Raw genomic sequence first — 20,771 nt, forward strand, 5'->3', positions numbered from 1 at the left:
ATAAAAATCAGTAAGTGGCCAGGCTAACAGTGGTAGTACTCAAAAATAAAGAGGGTGACTGACTTAAAAACATTTTTCAATAAGCTTACACCTGTTTCACCGGAAAGTTGGGATAAATTTTCCGCATTGTTTACTCCTAAATTCTTGAAAAAAGGAGACAATTTCATTTCTGACGGTCAAATTGCTAAAGACATTGGTTTTTTAGAAAGTGGCATTATCCGGGCCTTTTACAGAAACGAAAAAGCGATTGAATACAACAAACATTTTTTTATTAACCCATGCTTTATTGGGGGCTATACCTCTCTCATCACCCAAAATCCCAACCAAATATTTCAACAGGCAATTACAGACTGTACTATACAGATTGCAAAATTTGCTGACATACAAAAACTCTACGAAAGCTACCCTGACATTGAAAGGGCTGCAAGAATTTTAGCAGAACAATTTTTTGTGCAGAAAGAACAGAGAGAAATTGAAATTGTATTGTTGGATGCTGATAAGCGCTATGAAATATTTCAACAAGCCTTTCCACAACTGGAACAACAAATCCCTCAATACCATATAGCTTCTTATTTAGCCATTACACCAACGCAATTAAGCCGCATCAGAAAAAAAAGATCCGGTAAATAGCATTTATCAACCTATGTAAATGTTTAGCTGCTTACTATTCAGAATCTTTGTTTCTCAATAAAACAGATTCTAAAAAAAGCAGTATGAAAACAGATTTCTTTAACGACAAATTGGAGAATAAGACCCTCCTTATTTCACCTAATCAAGGTGAGCGCTATGAAATTGGAAACAACTCTTTCACTTTTAAGCTAACCAGTGAACATTCAAATGACCAATTAGGGGTTTATGAAATTGTATTAGCACCTATGTCTATTGGAGCAAAATTGCATTATCATAGGTATATGGATGAAACTTTTATTGTTACAAAGGGGACGTTAACATTTGAAACAATCGAAAAAGATTTCCAGGCAGAAGAAGGGGCCGTTGCTTTTGCTCCAAGGTTTTCGCCTCATGGATTCAGAAATGACACCAATGAAGTGATAAAACTCCTACTGATATTTAATCCTTCATCTAATAGAGAAGGTTTCTTCAGTGGTTTACATGAGACACTCAGTGAAGTACCAATTGATGCGGATAAGTACCTCAAATTATATAATAAGTATGATAGTTTTCCTGTCGACCCATTTAACATGATCCCAACAAGAATATAATTTAACAGTTTTTGATAAAGTGGTTTAAAACAGTAGGGTTAACATGTTTTAGTCTTTTTAAATGGGATGTGACTTCAGACACATAATCGCTTCGAAGGCCATCCGTTTAGCGTAGCTTGTGCGAACAATTGGTTAGAAAATCCAATCAATGAAAATGAGTTTTTAAATTGGAGTTACTATTGCCTTTACTTTAATTAAGTGAAGAAAGAAAAATGATGAGCGATTTATTTTCTTTCTTCACACTGTTTTTTTAGCTGACTGCGGTTTACAATTTGACTATACACCTATGATTATAGTAGGGGGAATTTGGAAACCATCTTTCAATCAAGGATTTTATTTCAAGTTTTGCTTTGTCAAGTATTGAATTTATCTGCTCTCTGTTTTGGTCAACCCCAAAAGCAGAAATCTGTTCTGAGGATACACCTATAAAATCAAAATTTTGCTTTAAGGTAGCAGTAGCAAATTCCTTGATCTTAGTTGAGTTGTTATAATCGAATCCACCAACGACTATCGATAGAGCTTTTTTATCATTACAAAGCCCATTAAATCCAGTCTCAGGGCTGAATGAGAAAGTTTTATCGCTAACAACAATGGCATCAATCCAGGCTTTGACTGCTGCTGGCATTGTGAAGTTGTAGATAGGGAAAGCCACAACAATGTTATCAACTTCTAAAACTTCTTCGATAAGTTTATTGTGATTAGCTAGGAGTGCCCTTTCACTTTCCGAAAAGTCTCTTTTACCCAAGTTCCAATCCATGATCAAGTTTAAATTTTGCTTTAACAACAGTTGAGGTGGAGTATCAGCTAAATCCAAATGTGTTATTTCTGTTTTACCTTTTGCCAGTTTCACAAATTCATCGAGTAAGATTTTAGTGTATGAGCCTTTTCTCGGTGTGTAACTAATTACTAGTGTTTTTGTCATTTTCTTCTACTTTTTTTTCAAAGGTAGAGCCAATTAATTAATAAATTTTATTAATATTGTTTGAGTATTTATAATTATTGTTATGATTAATCTAGAGTGGCTAAGGACATTTATTTCCATATACGAGTGTAATAACTTAACGGAGGCTTCAAAAAAGTTGAACATGACCCAGCCTGGGGTTAGTAAACATTTGGCTGCCCTAGAAAGCCATATCGGGAAAAAGCTGTTTGATAGAACTACTCGGAAATTAGTTCCTACAGAGTATGGAGATTTTTTGTATTCACAAATAAATAATCCTTTACATGAATTAGAGAAAGTAGAGTATTACTCGGGTCAAAGAGCAAAAAAAGAACGCGCTGCAATAACAATTGGTTGTACAACAGACTTTTTTAAGGAAGAATTGATTAATGAAATTTACTCTTTTGATATGTATATAGTAACTCATTTTGGAAATGAAAGAGAATTGATTGAAGCCCTTGAAATGGATAAGATTCAATTATTGGTTGGGGTTAAAAAGTATGATATTTATGACCATCAATTCAAATTTATAAAGAATGAGGAGTTAGAGTTAGTCTGTTCTCAAGGTATTCCGCTTCCAAAAAATCAGGGACAAGATGATTTGGAATTAATCAAATGGCTACAAAAGCAAACATGGTTTACCTATGACAACAACCAAAATGAAATAAAAAAGTATTGGGAGTCACAATTCAGTACTAGTCCTAAAATTGTTCCTAGATTTATACTACCCTCTTATATGGATATATTAGAAGTTTTAAGTATTAATAGTGGATTTAGCGTGGTGCCTAAACATTTGTGTGTAAAAGGATTGAGTCAAAAATTGATTAAAACACCAATTAAGTCTTCTAATAGAATAGAGCAGAAACTCTATTATTCATTTAAGTTGAAGAATAGTAATCTGAAGGAAATCAATCTTTTTATGGATCAGTTGAAAAAAGATAAAGGCTAGTGCTTGGAAGCAAGGTAGTATTTATTCTGAGCGTATTCACCCAATCAAGTACATCTTTCATATACCTCTGTTTAAATTATGATAAGCTGTTTTTAGGTAGGTTCTACTTAAAGGGAACCTGAGGTGGATTCAAGAAGCGGTTACATCCAAGGATGTTCATGAATGTTTCAGATTTCACCCTCTGATATTTTTTAATATCTTCGATTTCAGCAGACCATAATAGGGAAGTTCATCCTTGCTAGGTATGCTAATTGGCCAAAATCATAACTGGAGAAATTAGGGACAATGACCGATTTGATTACTTTCTTTAAACGATTAACTCCTGTTTCAACTGAGAGCTTGGAGAAATTTTCCGGTTTGTTCCGACCAAAAATGCTGAAAAAAGGAAACTTCTTTATTACTGAAGGAAAAGTAGCCACAGAAATTGGGTTTTTAGAAGAGGGCATTATCCGGGCATTCTACAGAAACAAAGAAGCTGTGGAATACAATAAGCATTTTTTTATCAATCCCTGTTTTATTGGTGGCTATGCTTCACTTATAACTGGATCGCCCAACCAAATAATTCAACAGGCATTAGTGGACTGTAACATACAGGTCGCAAATTTTGCAGAAGTACAAAACCTGTATGAAAGCTGTCCCGATCTTGAAAGAGGTGCCAGACGATTGGCAGAACAATTTTTTGTACAGAAAGAGCAACGGGAAATTGAAATCGTATTACTAGATGCTGAAAAGAGATATCAGCTATTCCAAAAAGACTTCCCACAGCTGGAACAACTCATTCCTCAGTATCATATCGCTTCTTACCTGGGCATTACGCCCACTCAACTTAGCCGAATTAGGAGAAAAATTTCTGGTAAGTAGCATTTATCAACCTATGTAAATGCAATTGGTTTTTGACTTCTACAAATTTGCTCCAAGTAGTAGTGATAAGGCAAACTGAAAAAGTTGAACTTGGCTATTCATGGTCTTTTCAAAAACACCCCATCCCGAACCAAACTATTTGCTATGGAAATCCAGAAACCCTATACCGTTTTGGTATTATTGAATGCTAAGCCCCATTGGCTTGCCCTAACCAGAGATCAAAGGAGTGAGTTTGTCGAAAAAGAGCTGGTGCCTATTTTCGATAGAGTCAGTAAGAACGTATCTGTGAGATTTTTTGACAGTGAATATTTTCATGCATCCATTTCGGACTTTTTGATTCTAAATGCCACAGAATTGGAAGGTTATAAATTGTTTATAGAATTGCTTCGTGATACTAAAGTCTACAGCATACCTTATTTTGAAATTAAGGACATCATTATAGGGCAGGAGAACTTGTTTGAAGATTTCAACGAGCAATTTAAAAGAGATGCCCTATGAGAGTCACAGGTAACACCATCTTAATTACAGGAGGCTCATCAGGAATTGGTCTGGCCCTTGCCAAACGTTTTTTGAAACTTGATAACAAAGTCATTATCACTGGCCGTAACGAAGAAAAATTAAAACAAATAAAGGAGGAACTCCCGGGAATCCATTGCTACGTTGGCGATTTGACCCACAAAAGCTCACTGGATGAACTTGTATTATTGATGGAACAAGAACACCCCGACCTCAATATCCTAATCAACAATGCCGGCATCCAATACAACTACAGCTTTGTAGATGAACCAGATCTTTCGTATAAAATTGATTATGAAATATCCACAAATATAACAGTGCCTATTAAACTTACCGGGTTTTTACTGCCTTTACTTCTTAAAAACCAGAATAGTGCCATAGTCAATGTCAGCAGTGGACTTTTTATTGCCCCAAAAGCATCCGCATCGGTGTATTGTGCCAGTAAATCTGCCATTCATAGTTTTACCAAGACACTTCGCTATCAGTTGGAAACTACCGATACAAAAGTTTTTGAAATCGTCCCTTCTCTGATTGATACCCCTATGACTGAAGGAAGGGGTAAATCCAAAATTTCTGCCGAACAGCTGACTGACGAGTTTTTCAGGGATTTTAAAAAGAACAAAACTGAAAGCTATATAGGTAAAACTAAGTTGTTGAATTTTATTCATAGAATTTCCCCAAAACTCTCAGACAAGATCATGAAAAACGGTCTTTAGCTATAAATTAACCTAATGAAATGAAACCTTTACTTGTTTTACTTGCTGTATTTGCTGTTTCCCTTTTGACAACCAGAGTTGTACGCGGGAGATTTGAATTTGCATTGTCCGGGAGAATTGCCATGTCTGCAATGCTTGTATTCACGGCAGTGGCGCACTTTGTATTTACCAAAGGGATGTCTATGATGCTACCCGATTTTGTTCCATACAAAACGCTAATTACCTATGGGACAGGTATTCTTGAAATTTTTGCCGCTATAGGTCTTTTAATTCCCAAATTTAGAGTGGTAACAGCATGGTTGTTAATCGCATTTTTCATCCTCATCCTTCCGTCAAATATTTATGCAGCCCTAAATCATATCGACTATCAAACAGGAACTTTTGATGGAAACGGTTTATCTTACTTGTGGTTTAGAATCCCATTGCAAGGCGTTTTCATCTGTTGGACTTATTTGTCAGCAATTAGTAAATGATAAAATGCATACAATTAGAATTTACTAGCTAAAATTCAGTTTAAATACTTTTGAATTAGATTTTTTATCGTTGAAGTATGAAAAACAAAAGTGGATATGATAGGGGCTATAGGCCGCTTTTCCATTATATATTATGAGGGCTAATTCAAACAACAAATTATAGTATCTGTATTTAAAGGAAATATTGATATATCGACCTAGATTTATGGTTTTGTACTGTTGTCATACATACTTTTCCTAACTATGACCAATTAACGGAATAAAAAGAAGTTCTTAAGGTGGGCATAAGTGGTTGAATTAGCTTTATAGACTACAGTGGTGAAGATGGCTTTAACACTGTACTTTGAAATTAACCGAGAGCTTAAGAACTCAGTTAGTTAGAGCTTATATTTTTGAAGTAAACCTTGATAGTTCTTCCTAAATATTTCTATTCAAAACACTGATCACCAATTTCTTCACCGTTTCCATTTCTTCCGGTTTACTTGAAGCAATAAAAAGAGTCAAGCTGGCAAGAGCATCATTGCTGATTATCGAAACACCTTCCTCATTATGCCAATAGCATATTTGACTGCAAAAAGAGAAGGAAGCAAGCGGCTGCAATCCGTTTGTTGCCATCTACGAATCCGTGATTTTTGACGATCAGGTATAGGAGCGTAGCGGCTTTTTCTTCCAGGGTTGAGTAGAAATCCTCGTCACCAAATCCTTTACTGATTTGTGCAATCGCACTTTCAAAGCTTTCATCTTTTTCCTTTCCAAACACACTTGACTCAAAATCTGATTTCATCGATTGAATTACTTCTTTGTATTCTGCTATCTCTGGATAGTTTGCTGGTCTTTTAGTTAACCCTTTTTTATCAAGGTTCTCATGATCATAATCATCGAGCAACTCAAGACCTTTGGCAAAGTGGTTAAGCCATTCCAAATTCTGATCCAGGGCCTTTTGCTCAATTGCCCGGCTTAAGATCCGGATTCCGTCTTTAAGGGTCTGGACTTCTTGTTGTTTCTGAGAAAGCCTTGTCTCATTGATAGCATAGCCCTGAACAAGGAAATCTTTGAGTCGTTGGGTTGCCCATTGACGAAATTTTATACCATTTTTTGAATTTACTCTATAGCCAACTGATATGATCATGTCGAGATTAAAGTGATCGATATTTCGTTCAATTTTCCTTTTACCCTCCAGTTGAACTATCCGGAATTTCCGGATAGTTGGTTCCTTTTCTAATTCATGACTATTATAAATTGTTTTGATATGTTCATTTATTGTTCTTACGTCCTTACCAAAAAGCTCAGCCATTTGCTTTTGATTTAGCCATACTGTTTCCTGCTCAAACTTTACCTCAATTTGAGTTTGGCCATTTTCTCCTTGGTATATTTCGATTTTATTATTCATTGTTACTGTTCAATTTAAGATTCATTTTTGAGTTTCTGGCTCTTCATTAAAAAAGAGGCAGTCTGGATTCATTGTAGCTTTTCCTTTAGTGCCTTCATGTCAAAGCTTATCCTAGTATCCAGGATTTTGGCATAATGCTGCGTCTGCTTGAGGGATTTGTGCCCCAGCATTTTTGATACGGTTTCAATAGGGACTCCATTGGCCAAGGTTATGGTTGTAGCAAAGGTGTGCCGGGCAATATGAAAGGTGAGTGGTTTATTTATCTCACATACATCCGCAATCTCTTTCAGATAGGAATTCATCTTTTGGTTGCTCAATACAGGAAGTAAATGAGTGCCATCCTGGCATTGTGGATGGTTTTGGTACTTTTCAATCAACTGTAATGCTTTTGGCAATAAGGGCAAACGGGTAGGAGAATCTGTTTTTTGCCTCTGAGTATATATCCATTGTTCTCCGTCAATACCTGTTGCTATTTGATTTTTTCTAAGGTTTTTCACATCAATGTAGGCAAGGCCAGTATAGCAACTGAACAGAAAAATATCCCTGACATGGTTTAGCCGTTCCGTTGCGAATTGTTTTTCAGATATCTTTTGGATTTCAATCCATGATAGAAAGTCCCGATTGACTTCCTTTTTCACCATCTTGAACTGTACAAACGGATTTCTGATCAACTATCCGTTTTTTATGCAGATCAGTACAATCTTTTTAAAATTGGAAAGGTATTTCACAGTGGTATTGTGACTGCAGTTCTGAACCGACCTTAGCCAAAAGGAATACCCTGAAATAAATTCATAATCCAGAAGTTGGATGTCCATGTCATCTGATCCATATTTCCATTGGATAAATGAGCGGGTATGATCCAATGAGGTTTTGTAACGCTGCAAAGTGCCAGGAGCAAATTCTTTTCCCAGCAACGCTTCCACCTGTTCATTGTGCTCTTTGAAAATCTCAAGTATCATTTTTTTCTTCTCACCGATTCCAAGAAGGACATTCTTCAAAGCTTCTGAGGTGACTTCTCTATCTGATTCAATCAGTTGCTTTTTGGCTTGAAGTGCTTTATAGGAAAGTGTATCCAGGAATGAGTTTAATATCCTGCTGTCCTCTTTGTTTCCTTCGGCTCTTCCGGCTGAAGCGTTCCACCTTGAAGGGGGCCAAAGTCTCTTTGTGGAAATTTCTTTAGAAATCCCATCGACGGTGATTCTGAGGTATACATACCTCTCTTTTTTTGTTGATTTTTTGGACTGTTTCAAAAAGAAGAGCAATCCGGAGCTTTTTTCTAACATGATTTGATTAGTTAGGTTGAATAAAATTCGGAATACAAGCTCTAAATCACAAAATGTTTACTTGTTTAACATGTTGATAATCTAAATAATATGACATTCCCAGTGCGTCTTTTTTTTTCAGGTAGAGGACTACACGAATGACGCACTGGAATTACAGGCAATTATGAAGATTTTATGGGTTTTTGACCATAAAAAAAGCCTGTAAAGAATTTCTTTACAGGCTTTTTTTGAATCTGTTGAGTTGAATAAAGCGAAAAACTGATTTTTAATATACTGATTTTCAGTGTTTTGTATTTTTATTCTTTCTTGAAGTGACTTTATAAATCTTTTTTCAAGAAGCTTGTTGACTTGTTCAACAAGGTACTCAGCAGAGGAAGAGGGATTCGAACCCCCGGTACCTCACGGTACAACGGTTTTCAAGACCGCCGCATTCGACCGCTCTGCCATTCCTCTAGGTCGCCATCAGGTTTTGTGCCCGATTAGGATTGCAAAAGTAGGATAAATGTGAACTTTTGCAAAATGGTTTTGACCTTTTTATGCTAACGTTCTGATTGTTTTGAGATTAATTTTAAATTATTCTGTTTTAGATTGCCCGCTTCCTGTTGTTTTTCTTATCCAGCGGTTAACTTCTTCCTCCAATAGGTTCAAAGGAAGAGCTCCTTGTCCTAGTATTAAGTCATGAAAAGCCTTTAAATCAAACTTGTCGCCTAAGTCCCTTTCTGCTTTAGCCCGCAACTCCTGGATCTTTAGCATCCCGATCTTATATCCCGTCGCCTGTCCCGGCATCACCAGATATCGTCTTACCTCAGATTGAATCGCTCCAGCCGAAATGGAAGAATTTTTTTCAAAATAGGAGATGGCATCAGCCTCTGTCCATCCTTTGGAATGAAGCCCGGTATCAGTAACTAAGCGGATTGCCCTCCATATCTCATTGACCAATCTCCCGAAATCATAATAGGGATTCTTGTATCCTCCCATTTCCTTGGCCAATGCTTCAGAGTATAAAGCCCAGCCTTCTACATAGGCATTGAAGAAAAGTTGGGTCCTGAATTTAGGGATGTTCTTGAGTTCCTGTTGTATGGAGATCTGCATATGGTGCCCGGGGATTCCTTCATGGTAAGCTACTCCTTCCATAGTGGATTTGGGCATTGCCGACATGTCTGATAGGTGTACGTAATACGTGCCGTTTCGGCTTCCGTCAGGCGTTCCTTGGGAGTAATGCTGCGGGGCACCATCTTGTTCCCGAAAGGCTTCCACACGTTTGACATCGAGTTTAGCCTTGGGTAATAACCCGAAATATTCAGGAGTCTTCGTATTCATTGTGTCTAAGAAAGCAGTAGACTGATCTAAGTAGGCCTGTCTTCCCTCATCTGTATTAGGAAAAAAGAATTGAGGATCACTATTGACGAATTTGAAGAACTCCTTTAAATCTCCATCAAAGCCTACTTGCTCTTTTATGGCCAGCATTTCTTTTTGTATTCTTTCTACTTCCCTAAGTCCGATTTCGTGGATTTCATCAGCCGATAAATCCGTGGTGGTGGCACTTTGCAGCCTGAAAGTATAATACTTATCGCCATCCTTATGACGGCTAAGGCCGGTAGGTGCCGTCTCTAAAGTTGGTAATTCCTCCTTGAGCCAGGCAATCAACTTTTCATACGAAGGTTTGAAAGAAGTTTGGAGTGATTCCTTGGCTTGTGACTTGAGGGTATCACCTTCTTCTGGCGTGATCTTCCCGTCTTTCTCCAGTGTTTTGATTTTCGAAAGTGCATCACTCCACAGCGGAGAGTCTTTTTCAGAATTGTCAAAAGGCTGGCCTTGGATCAGTGCTTCTGCTTGTTTGATTACATAGTCATAAGCAAACTTCGGCGGCTTATATCCTTCCGCTGCTTGTATTTTTGCTCTTTCCACTAGTTGATCCATTGCTCTTCCCAATTCGGCGTAACGTGAAATCAAGGCTTCCATATCTGCCAAGGAATCCACGGTGTGATAATTGATCAATATGTTTGGCAGTGAAGTGTGTGAGCCTGTCATTTGGTTGAAAGCATACCCGGAATTTCTGAATTCGTATTCCAATTTTGCCTGCTCATACTGATATTCCCATAGCTTCCATGATAATTGCGCTTCATGGTCAATTTCGTCCAAAGCAAATTTTTCCTTCATTTCCGCCACACTGGCTTCCATCCATTCGAGTATCTTCATTTCGCCGCTTTCACTCATGTCGTCGATCTTAGAATAATGATCTTTTCGGCCTTGAGTTGTCAATTGAAGGGGGCTCATCTGAAGTAATTCTTCGTATTCCTGATCAAGCCAGCTGTTTATTTCAGCTGTGGAATCTTTTGCTTCTTCAGAGCCTGCGCAGCTGTATAGACAGATCAAACATAGCAACAAAAGAGTGTAGGGTAGTTTTAAACTTATCTTCATAAAGTTAGGTAGGTATAGGTTTCTTTTAAAGTTAAGTAAAAAAATCGTTCGTGTCGTAGGAAATCAGTTCTTGTAGCGGTGCTAAGTTGGATGTCTTGATGTGGACAAACCTGCCTTACCCTGCCAAACTCTTTTTCTCTTCCCGTACCAACTCCTCGATTTCCGGTCTTTTTCGCTTTTTGCTTTCCTCAACCAAGTCCAAACTCACATTTACCTCAAAGCACACAATGATGATGATAGATGTGATCAGTAGCCAAAGCATCAATGCAATCAACGTCCCTATTGAACCATAGAGTCTGTTGTAGCTTGCGAAATTGTTCAGGTAAAAAGTGAAACCATAGAAACCAAGCGTGATAAGTAATCCGGCGAGTTTTGCTCCCACCGAGAAGAATTTCCATTTATCGTGTACAGCCGGTGCAAATCGAAAAATGAATGCTGTGGTGATATAAAACATGAACAGTAGAATGAGGAACTTAAGCGTGGAAAAGAGGAATATCATAAAACCTGAATTGAATACTTGCAATTCGTCAAGCCTTCGGATAATTATCCCTCCCAAAATCATTACCAGACTTGCGGTAATTACCGTCAATGCAAGCATAAGCACAATACTGACAGCTATACCCCTGCTTTGGAGAAATCCTCTATTATCTTTCGTTTGATAAACTGAATTAAAAGAATTCATCATAGACACCACCCCCTGTGTGGATGCAAATAAGGCGAAGAAAAAACCCAGGGAAAGCAGACTTTGCCTCGGTTTGGATACGATATCCATGATAGTTCCTTCGGATTGGGTATAGATTTCTTCGGGAAGGATTTCTTGGGTGAATTTTAGAATGTTTTGAGTAGTGATGTAAGGGAAAATATCCTGCAAGTATGGAATAAGATTCAGCAGAAATAAGATCATGGGGAAAAGTGCTATCGTATAGCTGAAAGCCATAGAACCGGCACGTTCTAAAATGTCGTCCTTTTGCAGCTGAATCAAAAAAATCCTCCCGACATCAAAAAGATTTTTGTCCGGGTCTCCTAAATGGATTTTCTTGAGCTTTCTAGCTTGCCAAAGTAGCTTGACTTCTAACCTAAGGATTTTTGTTTTGATCACTTTATCCTACTTCTTGAAAATACCCTTTCAATAAAGCTAGTAAATTATGTGGAGGTCTGGTTGGCTTATGCGAGTCTTTTTTGAGAAAAGTAAGTGTTGTCCAGCCTTCGGTGATAAGTTCTCTGTGCTCATTAAATACCTCATATTCAAATCGAATCCGTGCACCCGGTAGGGTAGGGATGGTTGTTTTGATAGTGAGCAGCTCATCGTATTTTCCGGGTTTGATATAGTGGAAGTGGCTTTCCAGCACCGGCATCATGATCCCTTCATCTTCCATTTCCCTGTACGAAAATCCTGCACTACGCATAGCTTCTACTCTGGCTACCTCGAAATACATCGCATAGTTTCCGTAGTAGACATAACTCATCTGATCAGTCTCTGCGTATCTGACTCTTAACTGGGTTTCGGCGGTGTACATAATCAATAAATCTTAGCGGCATTAAGTGCAGCCTGATATCTTCTCGCATTCGCATTATGCTGGGCCAATGAGGTGGCAAAAGCATGGTAGCCCGAAAAATCCTCCTTCGCACAGAAGTAAAGGTAAGTATGCTCCTCTGCATTCAATACGGCATCCAAGGAATTGATATCCGGAAGGTTGATGGGTCCCGGTGGAAGGCCTGCATACCTGTAGGTATTATAAGGACTGTCTGTTTCTTTGTGGACGTTCAGTACTCTTTTCAGTTCAAAATCTCCCAACGCAAACACCAGAGTAGGATCCGCCTGCAAAGGCATATTCAATTGTAGTCTGTTAAGGTATACACCGGCGATTCTTGGTCGCTCATCTGCTTTTTGGCTCTCGGCCTGTACAATACTTGCCAAGGTACTCACTTCTTTTGGGGATAAGCCAAGCAAATTTGCTTTCTCCTTTCTGGCATCCGTCCAGAAACTGTTATACTCCCTATACATTCTGTCAAAAAGTGCCTCTGCTGTCGTATTCCACCACAGTTCATAGGTGTTTGGAACGAACATGCTCATGATCGTTTCTTCGTCAAAATCAAATTTCCGGATATAGACGGAATCCTGAATCAGTGCCAGAAACTGATCTTCTGATATCTCCATATTGGCGGTGATTTTTTCTGCCAAATCCTGTTTTGTTCTTACGTTGTTGAATGTCACCCGGACTGGCGTCTGTTTTCCCGAACGAAGTAATTTCACCAATTCGAGATTGGTCATCTTGGGTTCGATGGTGTACAGCCCCGGTTTTACGTTCTCCTGATAGTCCAAGATTTTGGCAAGAAAACCGAAACTCACCAAGTCATTCACGACATTATCTTCGTAGAGTTTATTGGAAACTGTTTTGTAGGTATCATTGCTTCCGATTTTCAACATATAGTTTTGGTCGGTTTCCATCAGTGTATTTGGACTGAAAAATACCTGGTAGAAATAGAAACTCAGAGAGATAGTCATCACCGAAAAAGCAATGACTAGGACGAGATAGACGTTTTTTCTTTTATCACTTTGCATACTGATGCCAAAAATAGGGAAAAATCTAAGTAGGAGTTTGTCCCATAGGCAAGGGAATTATACCTTTCTGTGCAAAAATGATTTTTATGGAAGTAATTTTGGTCACTTGCGCTGTGATCTTTTCAGATAAAAGAGTCCTTTGTGCGCTACGATCGGAGACTATGCACCTGTCTGGTTTTTGGGAATTTCCCGGCGGGAAAATTGAAGGGAAAGAAAGTCCAGAGGATTGTCTTATACGGGAGATTAGAGAGGAATTGGCGATTTCTATTAGAATAATCTCCGCAATGAAGTCCAATGAGCATTCCTACACTGAAGGGAAAGTACTCCGGTTGATGCCTTTTGCATGCACATGGGAAAGCGGAAATATTGACTTGCTGGAACACGAACAGGTAAGATGGCTTACTAAAGAAGAATTGAAATCTGTTAAGTGGGCTCCCGCGGATTTGCCTATAGTAGAAGACTTAATTGGGAATTGGAACAATATTCAGGAACAACTAGTTGATTGGGAACAGAGAAAAATAAGATATGGCTGCTGAAAAGATTCGATTATATGAGGAAAACCCTGACCCGGATAAGGTGAGGCAAATCGCTGCCATACTTCGCGATGGGGGGGTGGTGATCTATCCTACGGATACCGTTTATGGTATGGGCTGCGACATTATGAATTTGAGAGCGGTGGAGCGCATCTGTAAGATCAAGGGAATTAACCCCAGGAAGCATAATTTCTCCATAATCTGCGCAGATTTGAGCAATATTTCCCAATTCACTAAGGTGATCAGTAAGCCGGTATTCAAAATGATGAAAAAGGGGCTGCCCGGCCCTTTTACGTTTATTCTGGAGGCAAGCAATCAAGTGCCTAAAATATTACACAGTAATAAGAAGACACTCGGGATTAGAGTGCCTGATCATAATGTCCCCCGCATGCTGGTGGAAGAACTAGGACATCCTATCCTAACTACTTCTATCAACGACGAGGATGAAGTGATAGAATACAGTACTGATCCTGAATTGATTTTTGAGAAATACCAACATCTTGTCAATGTAGTGATTGATGGGGGATACGGGCAGAATATTGCTTCAACTGTACTGGATTGCACAGGTGATGAGGTGGAGGTGATCAGAGAAGGCTTGGGAAAATTGGAAGATATAGAATAGCATGGCAAAGAGCATTGCTGTTGACCTGCATTATTTCCCCAACCTTGAGTTCTTTGCCGCGATTGCAGAAGCAGATGAATTGGTGTTTTTCCCGGGGGAGACTTACCGGAGGCAATCTTTTTTCAACCGGACCCAAATTCGGTTGGCCAACAAGGTTGGGACACTGAGCGTGCCTATTCAAGGAAGAAGGCCGAGGCTTCCACAGGAAGATATCAAAATTGACAATTCCCAAAACTGGTTAGCTGTCCACCTGCGGGGAATTCAGAGTGCCTATGGGAAAGCACCTTTTTATGAGTATTATTTTCCGTATTTTGAAAAGGTTTTTCTGCAGAATTACGATGAACTATGGAAGCTAAATTGGGAAATGCTGACAATATGTCTTAGACTGCTGGGCTTGCATGTCAAGTTGCGGGTGCAGGATAAAGATCAGAGCCAGACTTGGACTCAGGACATAAGAGGGCAATTGACGCCCTCAGTGCCTTTTTCGGAACGGAATTACTATAACCCCGAGTCCTATTTCCAACTTTTTGGCTTAGACTTTGATCCTAACCTCAGCGTTCTGGATTTGTTGTTTTGCGAGGGATCTGCCTCTAAGGGCATAATCTTAAAGTCTGTAAAAAAACATTGAACAATCTATAAAAGGATTGTGTTTTTAAAACAAATTCGGTAACATACGTTCAGGATTATTAAACAATCAGATAGGAATTAAATGGAAGCAAAATTTTCGAATAGAGTCAAAGAGGTGATCTCTCTTAGCCGCGAAGAAGCACTTCGCCTGGGACATGATTACATTGGCACAGAGCACCTCTTGCTGGGGATGATTCGTGAAGGAGAAGGTGTTGCTGTTTCCATTCTTAAGAAATTGGGAGTGCCAATGGACGAATTGCGCAATGCGATCGAACGCGCTGTAAAAGGCACCGCAAATCACAACGTAAAGAATATGGCCAATATACCTCTGACAAGACAGTCAGAGAAGGTGTTGAAAATCACATATTTGGAGGCAAAAATTTTCAAAAGTCAACTGATCGGTACGGAGCACTTGCTACTGTCCATCTTGAGGGATGAGGATAACATAGCTACTCAAATACTTAACAAATTCGAAATCAACTACGATTCGGTTAAGGAGATGCTGGAAATGTCTTCAGATACTCCTCCTCGCTCCAGAGCTGAGGCTGAAGATGGAGATGACGATGGATCCAAGCTTTTTGGTTCTTCAGGAAGTGGCTCGGGAGCATCTAAACCCGGTGCGGAGAAGTCCAGAACTCCGGTATTGGATAATTTCGGTAGGGATCTGACCAAAATGGCGGAGGATGATAAGCTTGATCCTATCATCGGCCGTGAGAAGGAAATCGAACGCGTAGCTCAGATTCTTTCCAGAAGGAAGAAAAACAACCCAATCTTGATCGGTGAGCCCGGTGTGGGTAAGACAGCTATTGCGGAAGGTTTGGCACTTAGGATTATTCAGAAGAAAGTTTCCCGTGTGCTTTTCAACAAGCGTGTGGTGACTTTGGATTTGGCTTCCTTGGTGGCGGGGACGAAATATAGAGGGCAATTTGAAGAGAGAATGAAAGCCGTGATGAACGAGCTGGAGAAATCTCCAAACGTCATCCTCTTTATCGATGAGCTGCATACCATAGTGGGAGCAGGGGGAGCATCAGGATCTTTGGATGCATCCAATATGTTCAAGCCGGCTTTGGCACGTGGAGAAATCCAATGTATCGGAGCGACTACTCTAGATGAGTATCGTCAGTATATTGAGAAAGATGGAGCTTTGGCAAGACGGTTCCAAATGGTAATGGTCGATGCTACCACGCCTGAAGAGACTGTTCAGATCTTGAATAATATCAAAGATAAGTACGAGGATCATCACAATGTTAATTATACCGATGAGGCGATCATTGCCTGTGTGAAACTTTCGGACAGATATATTTCCGATAGATTCCTTCCGGACAAAGCCATAGATATTCTCGATGAGGCAGGAGCCAGAGTCCATATCAACAATATTCATGTTCCTGAAGAAATTCTGAAACTTGAAGCAGAAGTGGAGGATATCAAAACGGAGAAAAACCGTGTGGTGAAATCCCAAAAGTATGAAGAAGCCGCTCAACTTAGAGATAAGGAGAAAAAGCTGCTTGAGCAGTTGGAAACAGCCAAAAACAAGTGGGAAGAAGAGAGTAAGTCTAAGAGATATACTGTAGATGAGGATCACGTGGCTGAAGTAATAGCAATGATGACCGGAGTTCCCGCCAAGAGAATAGCGCAGAATGAAGGTGTGAAATTGTTAGGTATGAATACTGAGCTTTCGGGTAAAGTAATCGGGCAGGATGAGGCGATTAAGAAATTGACTAAGGCGATTCAGAGAACTAGAGTGGGATTGAAAGATCCTAAAAAACCGATAGGTTCCTTTATTTTCTTGGGACCTACGGGAGTGGGTAAGACTGAGTTGGCCAAGATGCTTGCTACTTATCTTTTCGACAAAGATGATTCTCTTATAAGAATAGACATGTCTGAGTATATGGAGAAATTCTCTGTATCAAGACTGGTAGGAGCACCTCCGGGCTATGTCGGCTATGAAGAAGGCGGTCAGCTGACTGAGAAAGTAAGAAGAAAACCTTACTCCGTAGTTTTGCTGGATGAGATCGAAAAAGCTCACCCTGATGTGTTCAACATTCTTCTGCAGGTCTTGGATGATGGTATCCTTACAGATGGGTTGGGTAGAAAAGTGGATTTCAGAAACACGATCATTATCATGACGTCGAATATCGGAGTCCGTGATTTGAAGGATTTTGGTGCAGGGATCGGTTTTGCCAGTCAGGCCAAGTCCGACAACATGGATGAAGTAATGAAGTCTACAATTCAGTCTGCCTTGAAAAAGGCATTTAGCCCTGAATTCCTAAATAGATTGGATGATGTGGTGGTATTCAACTCTCTTACCAGAGAACATATCTTTAAGATTATAGATATAAGTCTGGGTAAGTTGTTTGCAAGAATTACGGATTTGGGGTATAAAATTGAATTGACCGAAAAAGCGAAGGAATTCTTGGCGGAGAAAGGATATGATCAGCAATATGGCGCAAGGCCGTTGAACAGAGCGATCCAAAAGTATCTGGAAGATGCGATTGCCGAGGAAATCCTCAAAGGAGATCTTTCTGAGGGCGATGTGATCACGGCAGATTATTCCGGAGAAGGCACAGAATTGACTATTGCAGTTAAGAAAAAAGAGAAAGCTGATTAATAGTTAGCTGAAAAAAATCAATTGAAAGCCCCGAGCGATGAGTTCGGGGCTTTTTTAATGAATGTCTCTTTCTAGCACAGTGGGCACAGAGGTTTGTGAAGAGAGCGCGGTTGTACTTCCTCCGTATAAGCAGAACTTATTGTTTTTCTGCATGAACTTGAAAATTTCAGCAATGATTTTTTCATTTATAAATTTCATTTCTAAAGACTGTGATTTTTTTGGGAGCTCTGCGATTAATCCTTTGAAATAGTTTTGAAACCAACCGGCGAATCCTTGTCTAGAGAAAAAGAATATTTCCTTTCCAGCATAGAATCCAACAAGGGGATTATCTACAAAGTGGCGAATTCCTATTGTAAGAACGAAGATGATCGGGCGGATCTAATCCAGGAAATCATTTTACAGCTTTGGAAGGCCTTTCCGGGTTTCAAGCCGGATTACAAGCTGAGCACCTGGATGTATAGAATTGCTTTGAATGTGGCTATTTCGGCTTATAGAAAGGCTAGCAAACGCAGCCAAATTCTTCAGCCACTTTCTGAAACTGCCATTTATTTGGAGGAAGATAAAAGTGAAGCGAATGACAGCCGGGATTTGCTACAAGCTCTGATCTGCGAACTTAAGGAAGTGGATCGGGCATTGATTCTTCTTTACCTCGATGGCTATTTGTATCAAGAGATTGGAGAAATTCTGGGGCTTTCACAAAGCAATGTGGCAACAAAACTCTCCCGCATCAAGCAACAGCTAAAAATGAAATTCACTGCTCAACAATAGAAACTATGCAAGATATCGAACTACGACAAATTTGGAAATCATACGATGAGAAGCTGAAAGAACAGCTGGTTTTCAATCGGAAAAACACCTCAGATATTACTAAAATGAAGGTGAAAAGTGCATTGATTTCTATGCGTCCGATCAAACTGTTCACAGTTTTAGCAGGAATTCTCTGGGTACTTTTTCTGGATGTTTTACTGATCAATTTTTTCCCAGTTGGCAACCTGTTCTTTTTGATTTCGATAGGTTTTATATCCTTGGTAAATAAAATAGCAGTCGGGATATATGTTTATCAGCTAATCCTGATTTCGGTAGTTGACATCAATGCACCTGTGATGGGGACTCAGAAGAAAATAGCCGGGCTGGTGAGTTCTACCCTGTGGGTGACTAGGATTCTGATGCTTCAACTACCTTTTTGGACTACCTTCTTTTTAAACTCGGCCTGGATAGGTTCAGGGAATCTTATCTTCTGGATAATTCAAGGAGTCATTACAGTTGCATTTGCGGCTATTTCTTTTTGGCTCTTTATTAATATCCGATACGAGAATCGGGATAAGCGCTGGTTCAAATTTCTCTTTGGTAGCTACGAATGGACTCCTATTATGAAGGCACAAGAAATGCTCGTTCAGATCAACGAATACAAAGAAATCAATGATTAGCTTTTATTCATATGTATATCCGCTTTTCTGCCTGTAAAAGTGACCGGCATTTTTAGGCTTTCTATTCTATAGTTAAATCCCTTGAGAAAAACAGACGGGTAATAAAAATTCCTTGACCATCATCTGCTCCTGCATTACTTTCTACTCCCGAGGTGACATAGGTAAGCTTCCATCCTTCGGTGATCATGCTGTTGATCTTTGATGAGATCATAGCATCATTGGAGGCGATGTTTTGAAAGTTGATCCCGGTCGCAGAAAAGAAATTTAGCAACTTGGTTTCTTCCAACTCATCTATTTTAATGTCTTTACGACTGATTTCTTTTTGGTTACTTTTTGTGCCGTCTGTTCTTTCGGTGGCAAATGCAGAAGCATCAACTTGGGTTTTTGAATCAATAATCCTAGATCTGCCGATCCCCATAGGAACGATAGATTCTACCACAGTGACGATTTTAAATTCCTGTTGGGAAGTCTTGGATATTTCCTGCGCTTTCAACTGGCCTAATGGTGCCATTCCTACTAGAAAGAAAATTAGAGCTTTTTTGTACATGCTGTGTTTTGGTCTGAATGAAAAAAGAGATAGGGTATAAGTATATAAATAGATGAGCGGGGAAGGGGGCAGTTCTGGTGTCATAAACTGTCTATCAATTATTGCTGAAAGTCATAAACCATCTCTAACGCCGGATCCAACGACATTCCCCCCGGATTTAACCCGGGCTTCCCTTCAGGGATTTCCATTCCCAGTTTCTCGAAATATACTTCCCAGACCGAAAAGAACTCCTTTGAATTCGGATCTTTAAATGTCATGGGCTGGATTTCAAATACAGGATTTCCATGGTTTGCTTTTTGAAGGGTTAAATGTATGAGTTCCGAACAGTAATAAGAATCATTGGATAGATCGAACCCTGTGTCATATGGTCGGCCAAGTAGTTTCTCCGCTTCCGTCAGTGCCCTTGGTATCAGGTGTCGGAACTCCGGTTTGAGCCTACCTACGGCCGCTTTCGGCTTTTGGTTTTCGTCTAGGTGACGGCTGAGGAAACTATTGAGAGGAGTCTTTGTTACGCCTTTGGAAATAGCCTCCAATACGAACCATTCGTTATTTTCCTGCAGTAGGAATCCATTGTGAGAAAAATCCCTCCCCTCATATCCCGAAGTCACTGCACGAATCGCATCACAGAAGTCTCCACACTCTCCATCCTGGAAGAGAATATCCCCTTGCTGCCAAGCGAAATCAGCCTTTGGCTGACAAGCTACCTGAAAAAGCAGGAAATAAGCCAAAAAAGCCGTAGGTAGGATTGGTCTTGCTTTCATATGGACTAGATCGAAAGGATAAAAAACAGAAATCCTACTCCCAGAACCAAAATCATCTTTTGGGCTCTTTCCTTGATCTCAGGGGATAGTTTTCGCCTACGAATCACCAAAACCGCCAGGCTCAACCCTACTAACTGTAGAGCCAACCCCACGCCATTTAAAGGCCCCATCGGAGCATCCAGCACATGGAAGTAGCTATTCAAAAGAGCAAGCGTGCATAAGACAATGCCTGTGATCCCGAATAAAAAGGAACGCTGAAGTAGTGTCTTTTCGGAATGGTCTGTCCATTTCATTTTATCTGATTCTAATAGTTA

General features: G+C 39.6%; 24 protein-coding genes and 1 tRNA gene. 13 read left to right on the top strand and 12 right to left on the bottom strand.

Going from position 1 to position 20,771, the window contains the following annotated elements:
- The first annotated feature begins 54 nt into the window (after window positions 1-54).
- A complete protein-coding gene (locus ID165_RS02760) occupies window positions 55-630 on the top strand; it encodes a Crp/Fnr family transcriptional regulator (RefSeq protein ID WP_192348872.1) in 576 nt (191 codons plus the stop codon).
- 83 nt (window positions 631-713) lie between these two features.
- Window positions 714-1,220 (top strand): cupin domain-containing protein, encoded by a 507-nt coding sequence (locus tag ID165_RS02765; RefSeq protein ID WP_192348873.1) that lies wholly within the window; start codon window positions 714-716, stop codon window positions 1,218-1,220.
- A 265-nt stretch (window positions 1,221-1,485) separates the two neighbouring features.
- Here ID165_RS02765 and ID165_RS02770 read toward each other — a convergent pair whose 3' ends face one another.
- Window positions 1,486-2,142, bottom strand: a complete 657-nt coding sequence (locus ID165_RS02770; RefSeq protein ID WP_192348874.1) for an FMN-dependent NADH-azoreductase — start codon at window positions 2,140-2,142, stop codon at window positions 1,486-1,488.
- Between the two features lie 82 nt (window positions 2,143-2,224).
- Here ID165_RS02770 and ID165_RS02775 point away from each other — a divergent pair, with 82 nt between their 5' ends.
- The 5 genes from ID165_RS02775 to ID165_RS02795 all read left to right on the top strand — a co-directional run bounded on the left by ID165_RS02775 (window position 2,225) and on the right by ID165_RS02795 (window position 5,675).
- Entirely contained in the window at window positions 2,225-3,109 is an 885-nt protein-coding gene (locus ID165_RS02775; RefSeq protein ID WP_192348875.1) for a LysR family transcriptional regulator, read from the top strand.
- Window positions 3,110-3,394: 285 nt separating this feature from the next.
- Window positions 3,395-3,970: a Crp/Fnr family transcriptional regulator gene (locus ID165_RS02780; protein WP_192348876.1), complete on the top strand. Its 576-nt coding sequence runs from the start codon at window positions 3,395-3,397 to the stop codon at window positions 3,968-3,970.
- Between the two features lie 144 nt (window positions 3,971-4,114).
- The gene (locus tag ID165_RS02785; protein WP_192348877.1) at window positions 4,115-4,468 is read left to right on the top strand and encodes a darcynin family protein; all 354 of its coding nucleotides are present in this window, start codon (window positions 4,115-4,117) and stop codon (window positions 4,466-4,468) included.
- Window positions 4,465-5,202: an SDR family oxidoreductase gene (locus tag ID165_RS02790; protein ID WP_192348878.1), complete on the top strand. Its 738-nt coding sequence runs from the start codon at window positions 4,465-4,467 to the stop codon at window positions 5,200-5,202. The genes ID165_RS02785 and ID165_RS02790 overlap by 4 nt, the downstream gene beginning before the upstream one ends.
- Window positions 5,203-5,222: 20 nt before the next feature.
- Complete coding sequence (locus ID165_RS02795; RefSeq protein WP_192348879.1) at window positions 5,223-5,675, top strand: hypothetical protein; 453 nt, start codon at window positions 5,223-5,225, stop codon at window positions 5,673-5,675.
- Between the two features lie 547 nt (window positions 5,676-6,222).
- Here ID165_RS02795 and rhuM read toward each other — a convergent pair.
- The 8 genes from rhuM to mltG form a co-directional block, all read right to left on the bottom strand.
- Window positions 6,223-7,065 (bottom strand): virulence protein RhuM/Fic/DOC family protein, encoded by an 843-nt coding sequence (gene rhuM, locus ID165_RS02800; RefSeq protein ID WP_225586957.1) that lies wholly within the window; start codon window positions 7,063-7,065, stop codon window positions 6,223-6,225.
- A gap of 68 nt (window positions 7,066-7,133) precedes the next feature.
- Window positions 7,134-7,736, bottom strand: coding sequence for a site-specific integrase (locus ID165_RS26540; RefSeq protein WP_225586958.1), 603 nt, complete (start codon window positions 7,734-7,736; stop codon window positions 7,134-7,136).
- Window positions 7,737-8,348 (bottom strand): phage integrase SAM-like domain and Arm DNA-binding domain-containing protein, encoded by a 612-nt coding sequence (locus ID165_RS26545; RefSeq protein ID WP_225586959.1) that lies wholly within the window; start codon window positions 8,346-8,348, stop codon window positions 7,737-7,739.
- A 368-nt stretch (window positions 8,349-8,716) separates the two neighbouring features.
- A tRNA-Ser gene (locus ID165_RS02810) sits at window positions 8,717-8,801 on the bottom strand.
- Window positions 8,802-8,921: 120 nt separating this feature from the next.
- Window positions 8,922-10,769, bottom strand: coding sequence for a DUF885 family protein (locus tag ID165_RS02815; RefSeq protein ID WP_192348880.1), 1,848 nt, complete (start codon window positions 10,767-10,769; stop codon window positions 8,922-8,924).
- A gap of 115 nt (window positions 10,770-10,884) precedes the next feature.
- Window positions 10,885-11,865 (bottom strand): YihY/virulence factor BrkB family protein, encoded by a 981-nt coding sequence (locus tag ID165_RS02820; RefSeq protein WP_192351247.1) that lies wholly within the window; start codon window positions 11,863-11,865, stop codon window positions 10,885-10,887.
- A gap of 4 nt (window positions 11,866-11,869) precedes the next feature.
- Window positions 11,870-12,286 (bottom strand): thioesterase family protein, encoded by a 417-nt coding sequence (locus tag ID165_RS02825; RefSeq protein ID WP_192348881.1) that lies wholly within the window; start codon window positions 12,284-12,286, stop codon window positions 11,870-11,872.
- 2 nt (window positions 12,287-12,288) lie between these two features.
- The gene (mltG, locus tag ID165_RS02830) at window positions 12,289-13,332 is read right to left on the bottom strand and encodes an endolytic transglycosylase MltG (protein ID WP_192348882.1); all 1,044 of its coding nucleotides are present in this window, start codon (window positions 13,330-13,332) and stop codon (window positions 12,289-12,291) included.
- Between the two features lie 86 nt (window positions 13,333-13,418).
- Between mltG and ID165_RS02835 the strand changes: the two genes are divergently transcribed.
- From ID165_RS02835 to ID165_RS02860, 6 genes are all read left to right on the top strand, one after another.
- Complete coding sequence (locus tag ID165_RS02835) at window positions 13,419-13,868, top strand: (deoxy)nucleoside triphosphate pyrophosphohydrolase (protein ID WP_192348883.1); 450 nt, start codon at window positions 13,419-13,421, stop codon at window positions 13,866-13,868.
- Window positions 13,858-14,487: an L-threonylcarbamoyladenylate synthase gene (locus ID165_RS02840; RefSeq protein ID WP_192348884.1), complete on the top strand. Its 630-nt coding sequence runs from the start codon at window positions 13,858-13,860 to the stop codon at window positions 14,485-14,487. The genes ID165_RS02835 and ID165_RS02840 overlap by 11 nt, the downstream gene beginning before the upstream one ends.
- 1 nt (window position 14,488) lies before the next feature.
- The gene (locus tag ID165_RS02845; RefSeq protein WP_192348885.1) at window positions 14,489-15,115 is read left to right on the top strand and encodes a WbqC family protein; all 627 of its coding nucleotides are present in this window, start codon (window positions 14,489-14,491) and stop codon (window positions 15,113-15,115) included.
- Window positions 15,116-15,196: 81 nt separating this feature from the next.
- On the top strand, window positions 15,197-17,722 hold the full coding sequence (locus tag ID165_RS02850; protein ID WP_192348886.1) for an ATP-dependent Clp protease ATP-binding subunit: 2,526 nt from the start codon (window positions 15,197-15,199) through the stop codon (window positions 17,720-17,722).
- Between the two features lie 273 nt (window positions 17,723-17,995).
- A complete protein-coding gene (locus ID165_RS02855; RefSeq protein ID WP_192348887.1) occupies window positions 17,996-18,490 on the top strand; it encodes an RNA polymerase sigma factor in 495 nt (164 codons plus the stop codon).
- 5 nt (window positions 18,491-18,495) lie between these two features.
- Window positions 18,496-19,149 carry a hypothetical protein gene (locus tag ID165_RS02860; protein WP_192348888.1) on the top strand — a complete coding sequence of 218 codons (654 nt, stop codon included), beginning with the start codon at window positions 18,496-18,498 and terminating at the stop codon, window positions 19,147-19,149.
- 61 nt (window positions 19,150-19,210) lie between these two features.
- Here the strand turns inward: ID165_RS02860 and ID165_RS02865 are convergent, their stop codons facing one another.
- From ID165_RS02865 to ID165_RS02875, 3 genes are all read right to left on the bottom strand, one after another.
- Window positions 19,211-19,696, bottom strand: a complete 486-nt coding sequence (locus tag ID165_RS02865) for a hypothetical protein (RefSeq protein ID WP_225586960.1) — start codon at window positions 19,694-19,696, stop codon at window positions 19,211-19,213.
- Between the two features lie 98 nt (window positions 19,697-19,794).
- Window positions 19,795-20,457: a YiiX/YebB-like N1pC/P60 family cysteine hydrolase gene (locus tag ID165_RS02870; protein ID WP_192348889.1), complete on the bottom strand. Its 663-nt coding sequence runs from the start codon at window positions 20,455-20,457 to the stop codon at window positions 19,795-19,797.
- Window positions 20,458-20,462: 5 nt separating this feature from the next.
- Window positions 20,463-20,750: a hypothetical protein gene (locus ID165_RS02875; RefSeq protein WP_192348890.1), complete on the bottom strand. Its 288-nt coding sequence runs from the start codon at window positions 20,748-20,750 to the stop codon at window positions 20,463-20,465.
- Window positions 20,751-20,771: the final 21 nt, after the last annotated feature.

The sequence above is a fragment of the Algoriphagus sp. Y33 genome, from assembly GCF_014838715.1.
GTDB lineage: Bacteria > Bacteroidota > Bacteroidia > Cytophagales > Cyclobacteriaceae > Algoriphagus.

What these genes read in the sequence shown, in the direction of transcription:
- ID165_RS02875 (WP_192348890.1), bottom strand. Translation starts at nt 20,750, where the DNA reads ATGAAATGGACAGACCATTCCGAAAAGACACTACTTCAGCGTTCCTTT.
- mltG (WP_192348882.1), bottom strand. Translation starts at nt 13,332, where the DNA reads ATGCAAAGTGATAAAAGAAAAAACGTCTATCTCGTCCTAGTCATTGCT.
- ID165_RS02780 (WP_192348876.1), top strand. Translation starts at nt 3,395, where the DNA reads ATGACCGATTTGATTACTTTCTTTAAACGATTAACTCCTGTTTCAACT.
- ID165_RS02785 (WP_192348877.1), top strand. Translation starts at nt 4,115, where the DNA reads ATGGAAATCCAGAAACCCTATACCGTTTTGGTATTATTGAATGCTAAG.
- ID165_RS02770 (WP_192348874.1), bottom strand. Translation starts at nt 2,142, where the DNA reads ATGACAAAAACACTAGTAATTAGTTACACACCGAGAAAAGGCTCATAC.
- ID165_RS02765 (WP_192348873.1), top strand. Translation starts at nt 714, where the DNA reads ATGAAAACAGATTTCTTTAACGACAAATTGGAGAATAAGACCCTCCTT.
- rhuM (WP_225586957.1), bottom strand. Translation starts at nt 7,065, where the DNA reads ATGAATAATAAAATCGAAATATACCAAGGAGAAAATGGCCAAACTCAA.
- ID165_RS02790 (WP_192348878.1), top strand. Translation starts at nt 4,465, where the DNA reads ATGAGAGTCACAGGTAACACCATCTTAATTACAGGAGGCTCATCAGGA.
- ID165_RS02865 (WP_225586960.1), bottom strand. Translation starts at nt 19,696, where the DNA reads ATGTACAAAAAAGCTCTAATTTTCTTTCTAGTAGGAATGGCACCATTA.
- ID165_RS02835 (WP_192348883.1), top strand. Translation starts at nt 13,419, where the DNA reads ATGGAAGTAATTTTGGTCACTTGCGCTGTGATCTTTTCAGATAAAAGA.
- ID165_RS02870 (WP_192348889.1), bottom strand. Translation starts at nt 20,457, where the DNA reads ATGAAAGCAAGACCAATCCTACCTACGGCTTTTTTGGCTTATTTCCTG.
- ID165_RS02815 (WP_192348880.1), bottom strand. Translation starts at nt 10,769, where the DNA reads ATGAAGATAAGTTTAAAACTACCCTACACTCTTTTGTTGCTATGTTTG.
- ID165_RS02795 (WP_192348879.1), top strand. Translation starts at nt 5,223, where the DNA reads ATGAAACCTTTACTTGTTTTACTTGCTGTATTTGCTGTTTCCCTTTTG.
- ID165_RS02850 (WP_192348886.1), top strand. Translation starts at nt 15,197, where the DNA reads ATGGAAGCAAAATTTTCGAATAGAGTCAAAGAGGTGATCTCTCTTAGC.
- ID165_RS02775 (WP_192348875.1), top strand. Translation starts at nt 2,225, where the DNA reads ATGATTAATCTAGAGTGGCTAAGGACATTTATTTCCATATACGAGTGT.
- ID165_RS02860 (WP_192348888.1), top strand. Translation starts at nt 18,496, where the DNA reads ATGCAAGATATCGAACTACGACAAATTTGGAAATCATACGATGAGAAG.
- ID165_RS26545 (WP_225586959.1), bottom strand. Translation starts at nt 8,348, where the DNA reads ATGTTAGAAAAAAGCTCCGGATTGCTCTTCTTTTTGAAACAGTCCAAA.
- ID165_RS02840 (WP_192348884.1), top strand. Translation starts at nt 13,858, where the DNA reads ATGGCTGCTGAAAAGATTCGATTATATGAGGAAAACCCTGACCCGGAT.
- ID165_RS02845 (WP_192348885.1), top strand. Translation starts at nt 14,489, where the DNA reads ATGGCAAAGAGCATTGCTGTTGACCTGCATTATTTCCCCAACCTTGAG.
- ID165_RS02825 (WP_192348881.1), bottom strand. Translation starts at nt 12,286, where the DNA reads ATGTACACCGCCGAAACCCAGTTAAGAGTCAGATACGCAGAGACTGAT.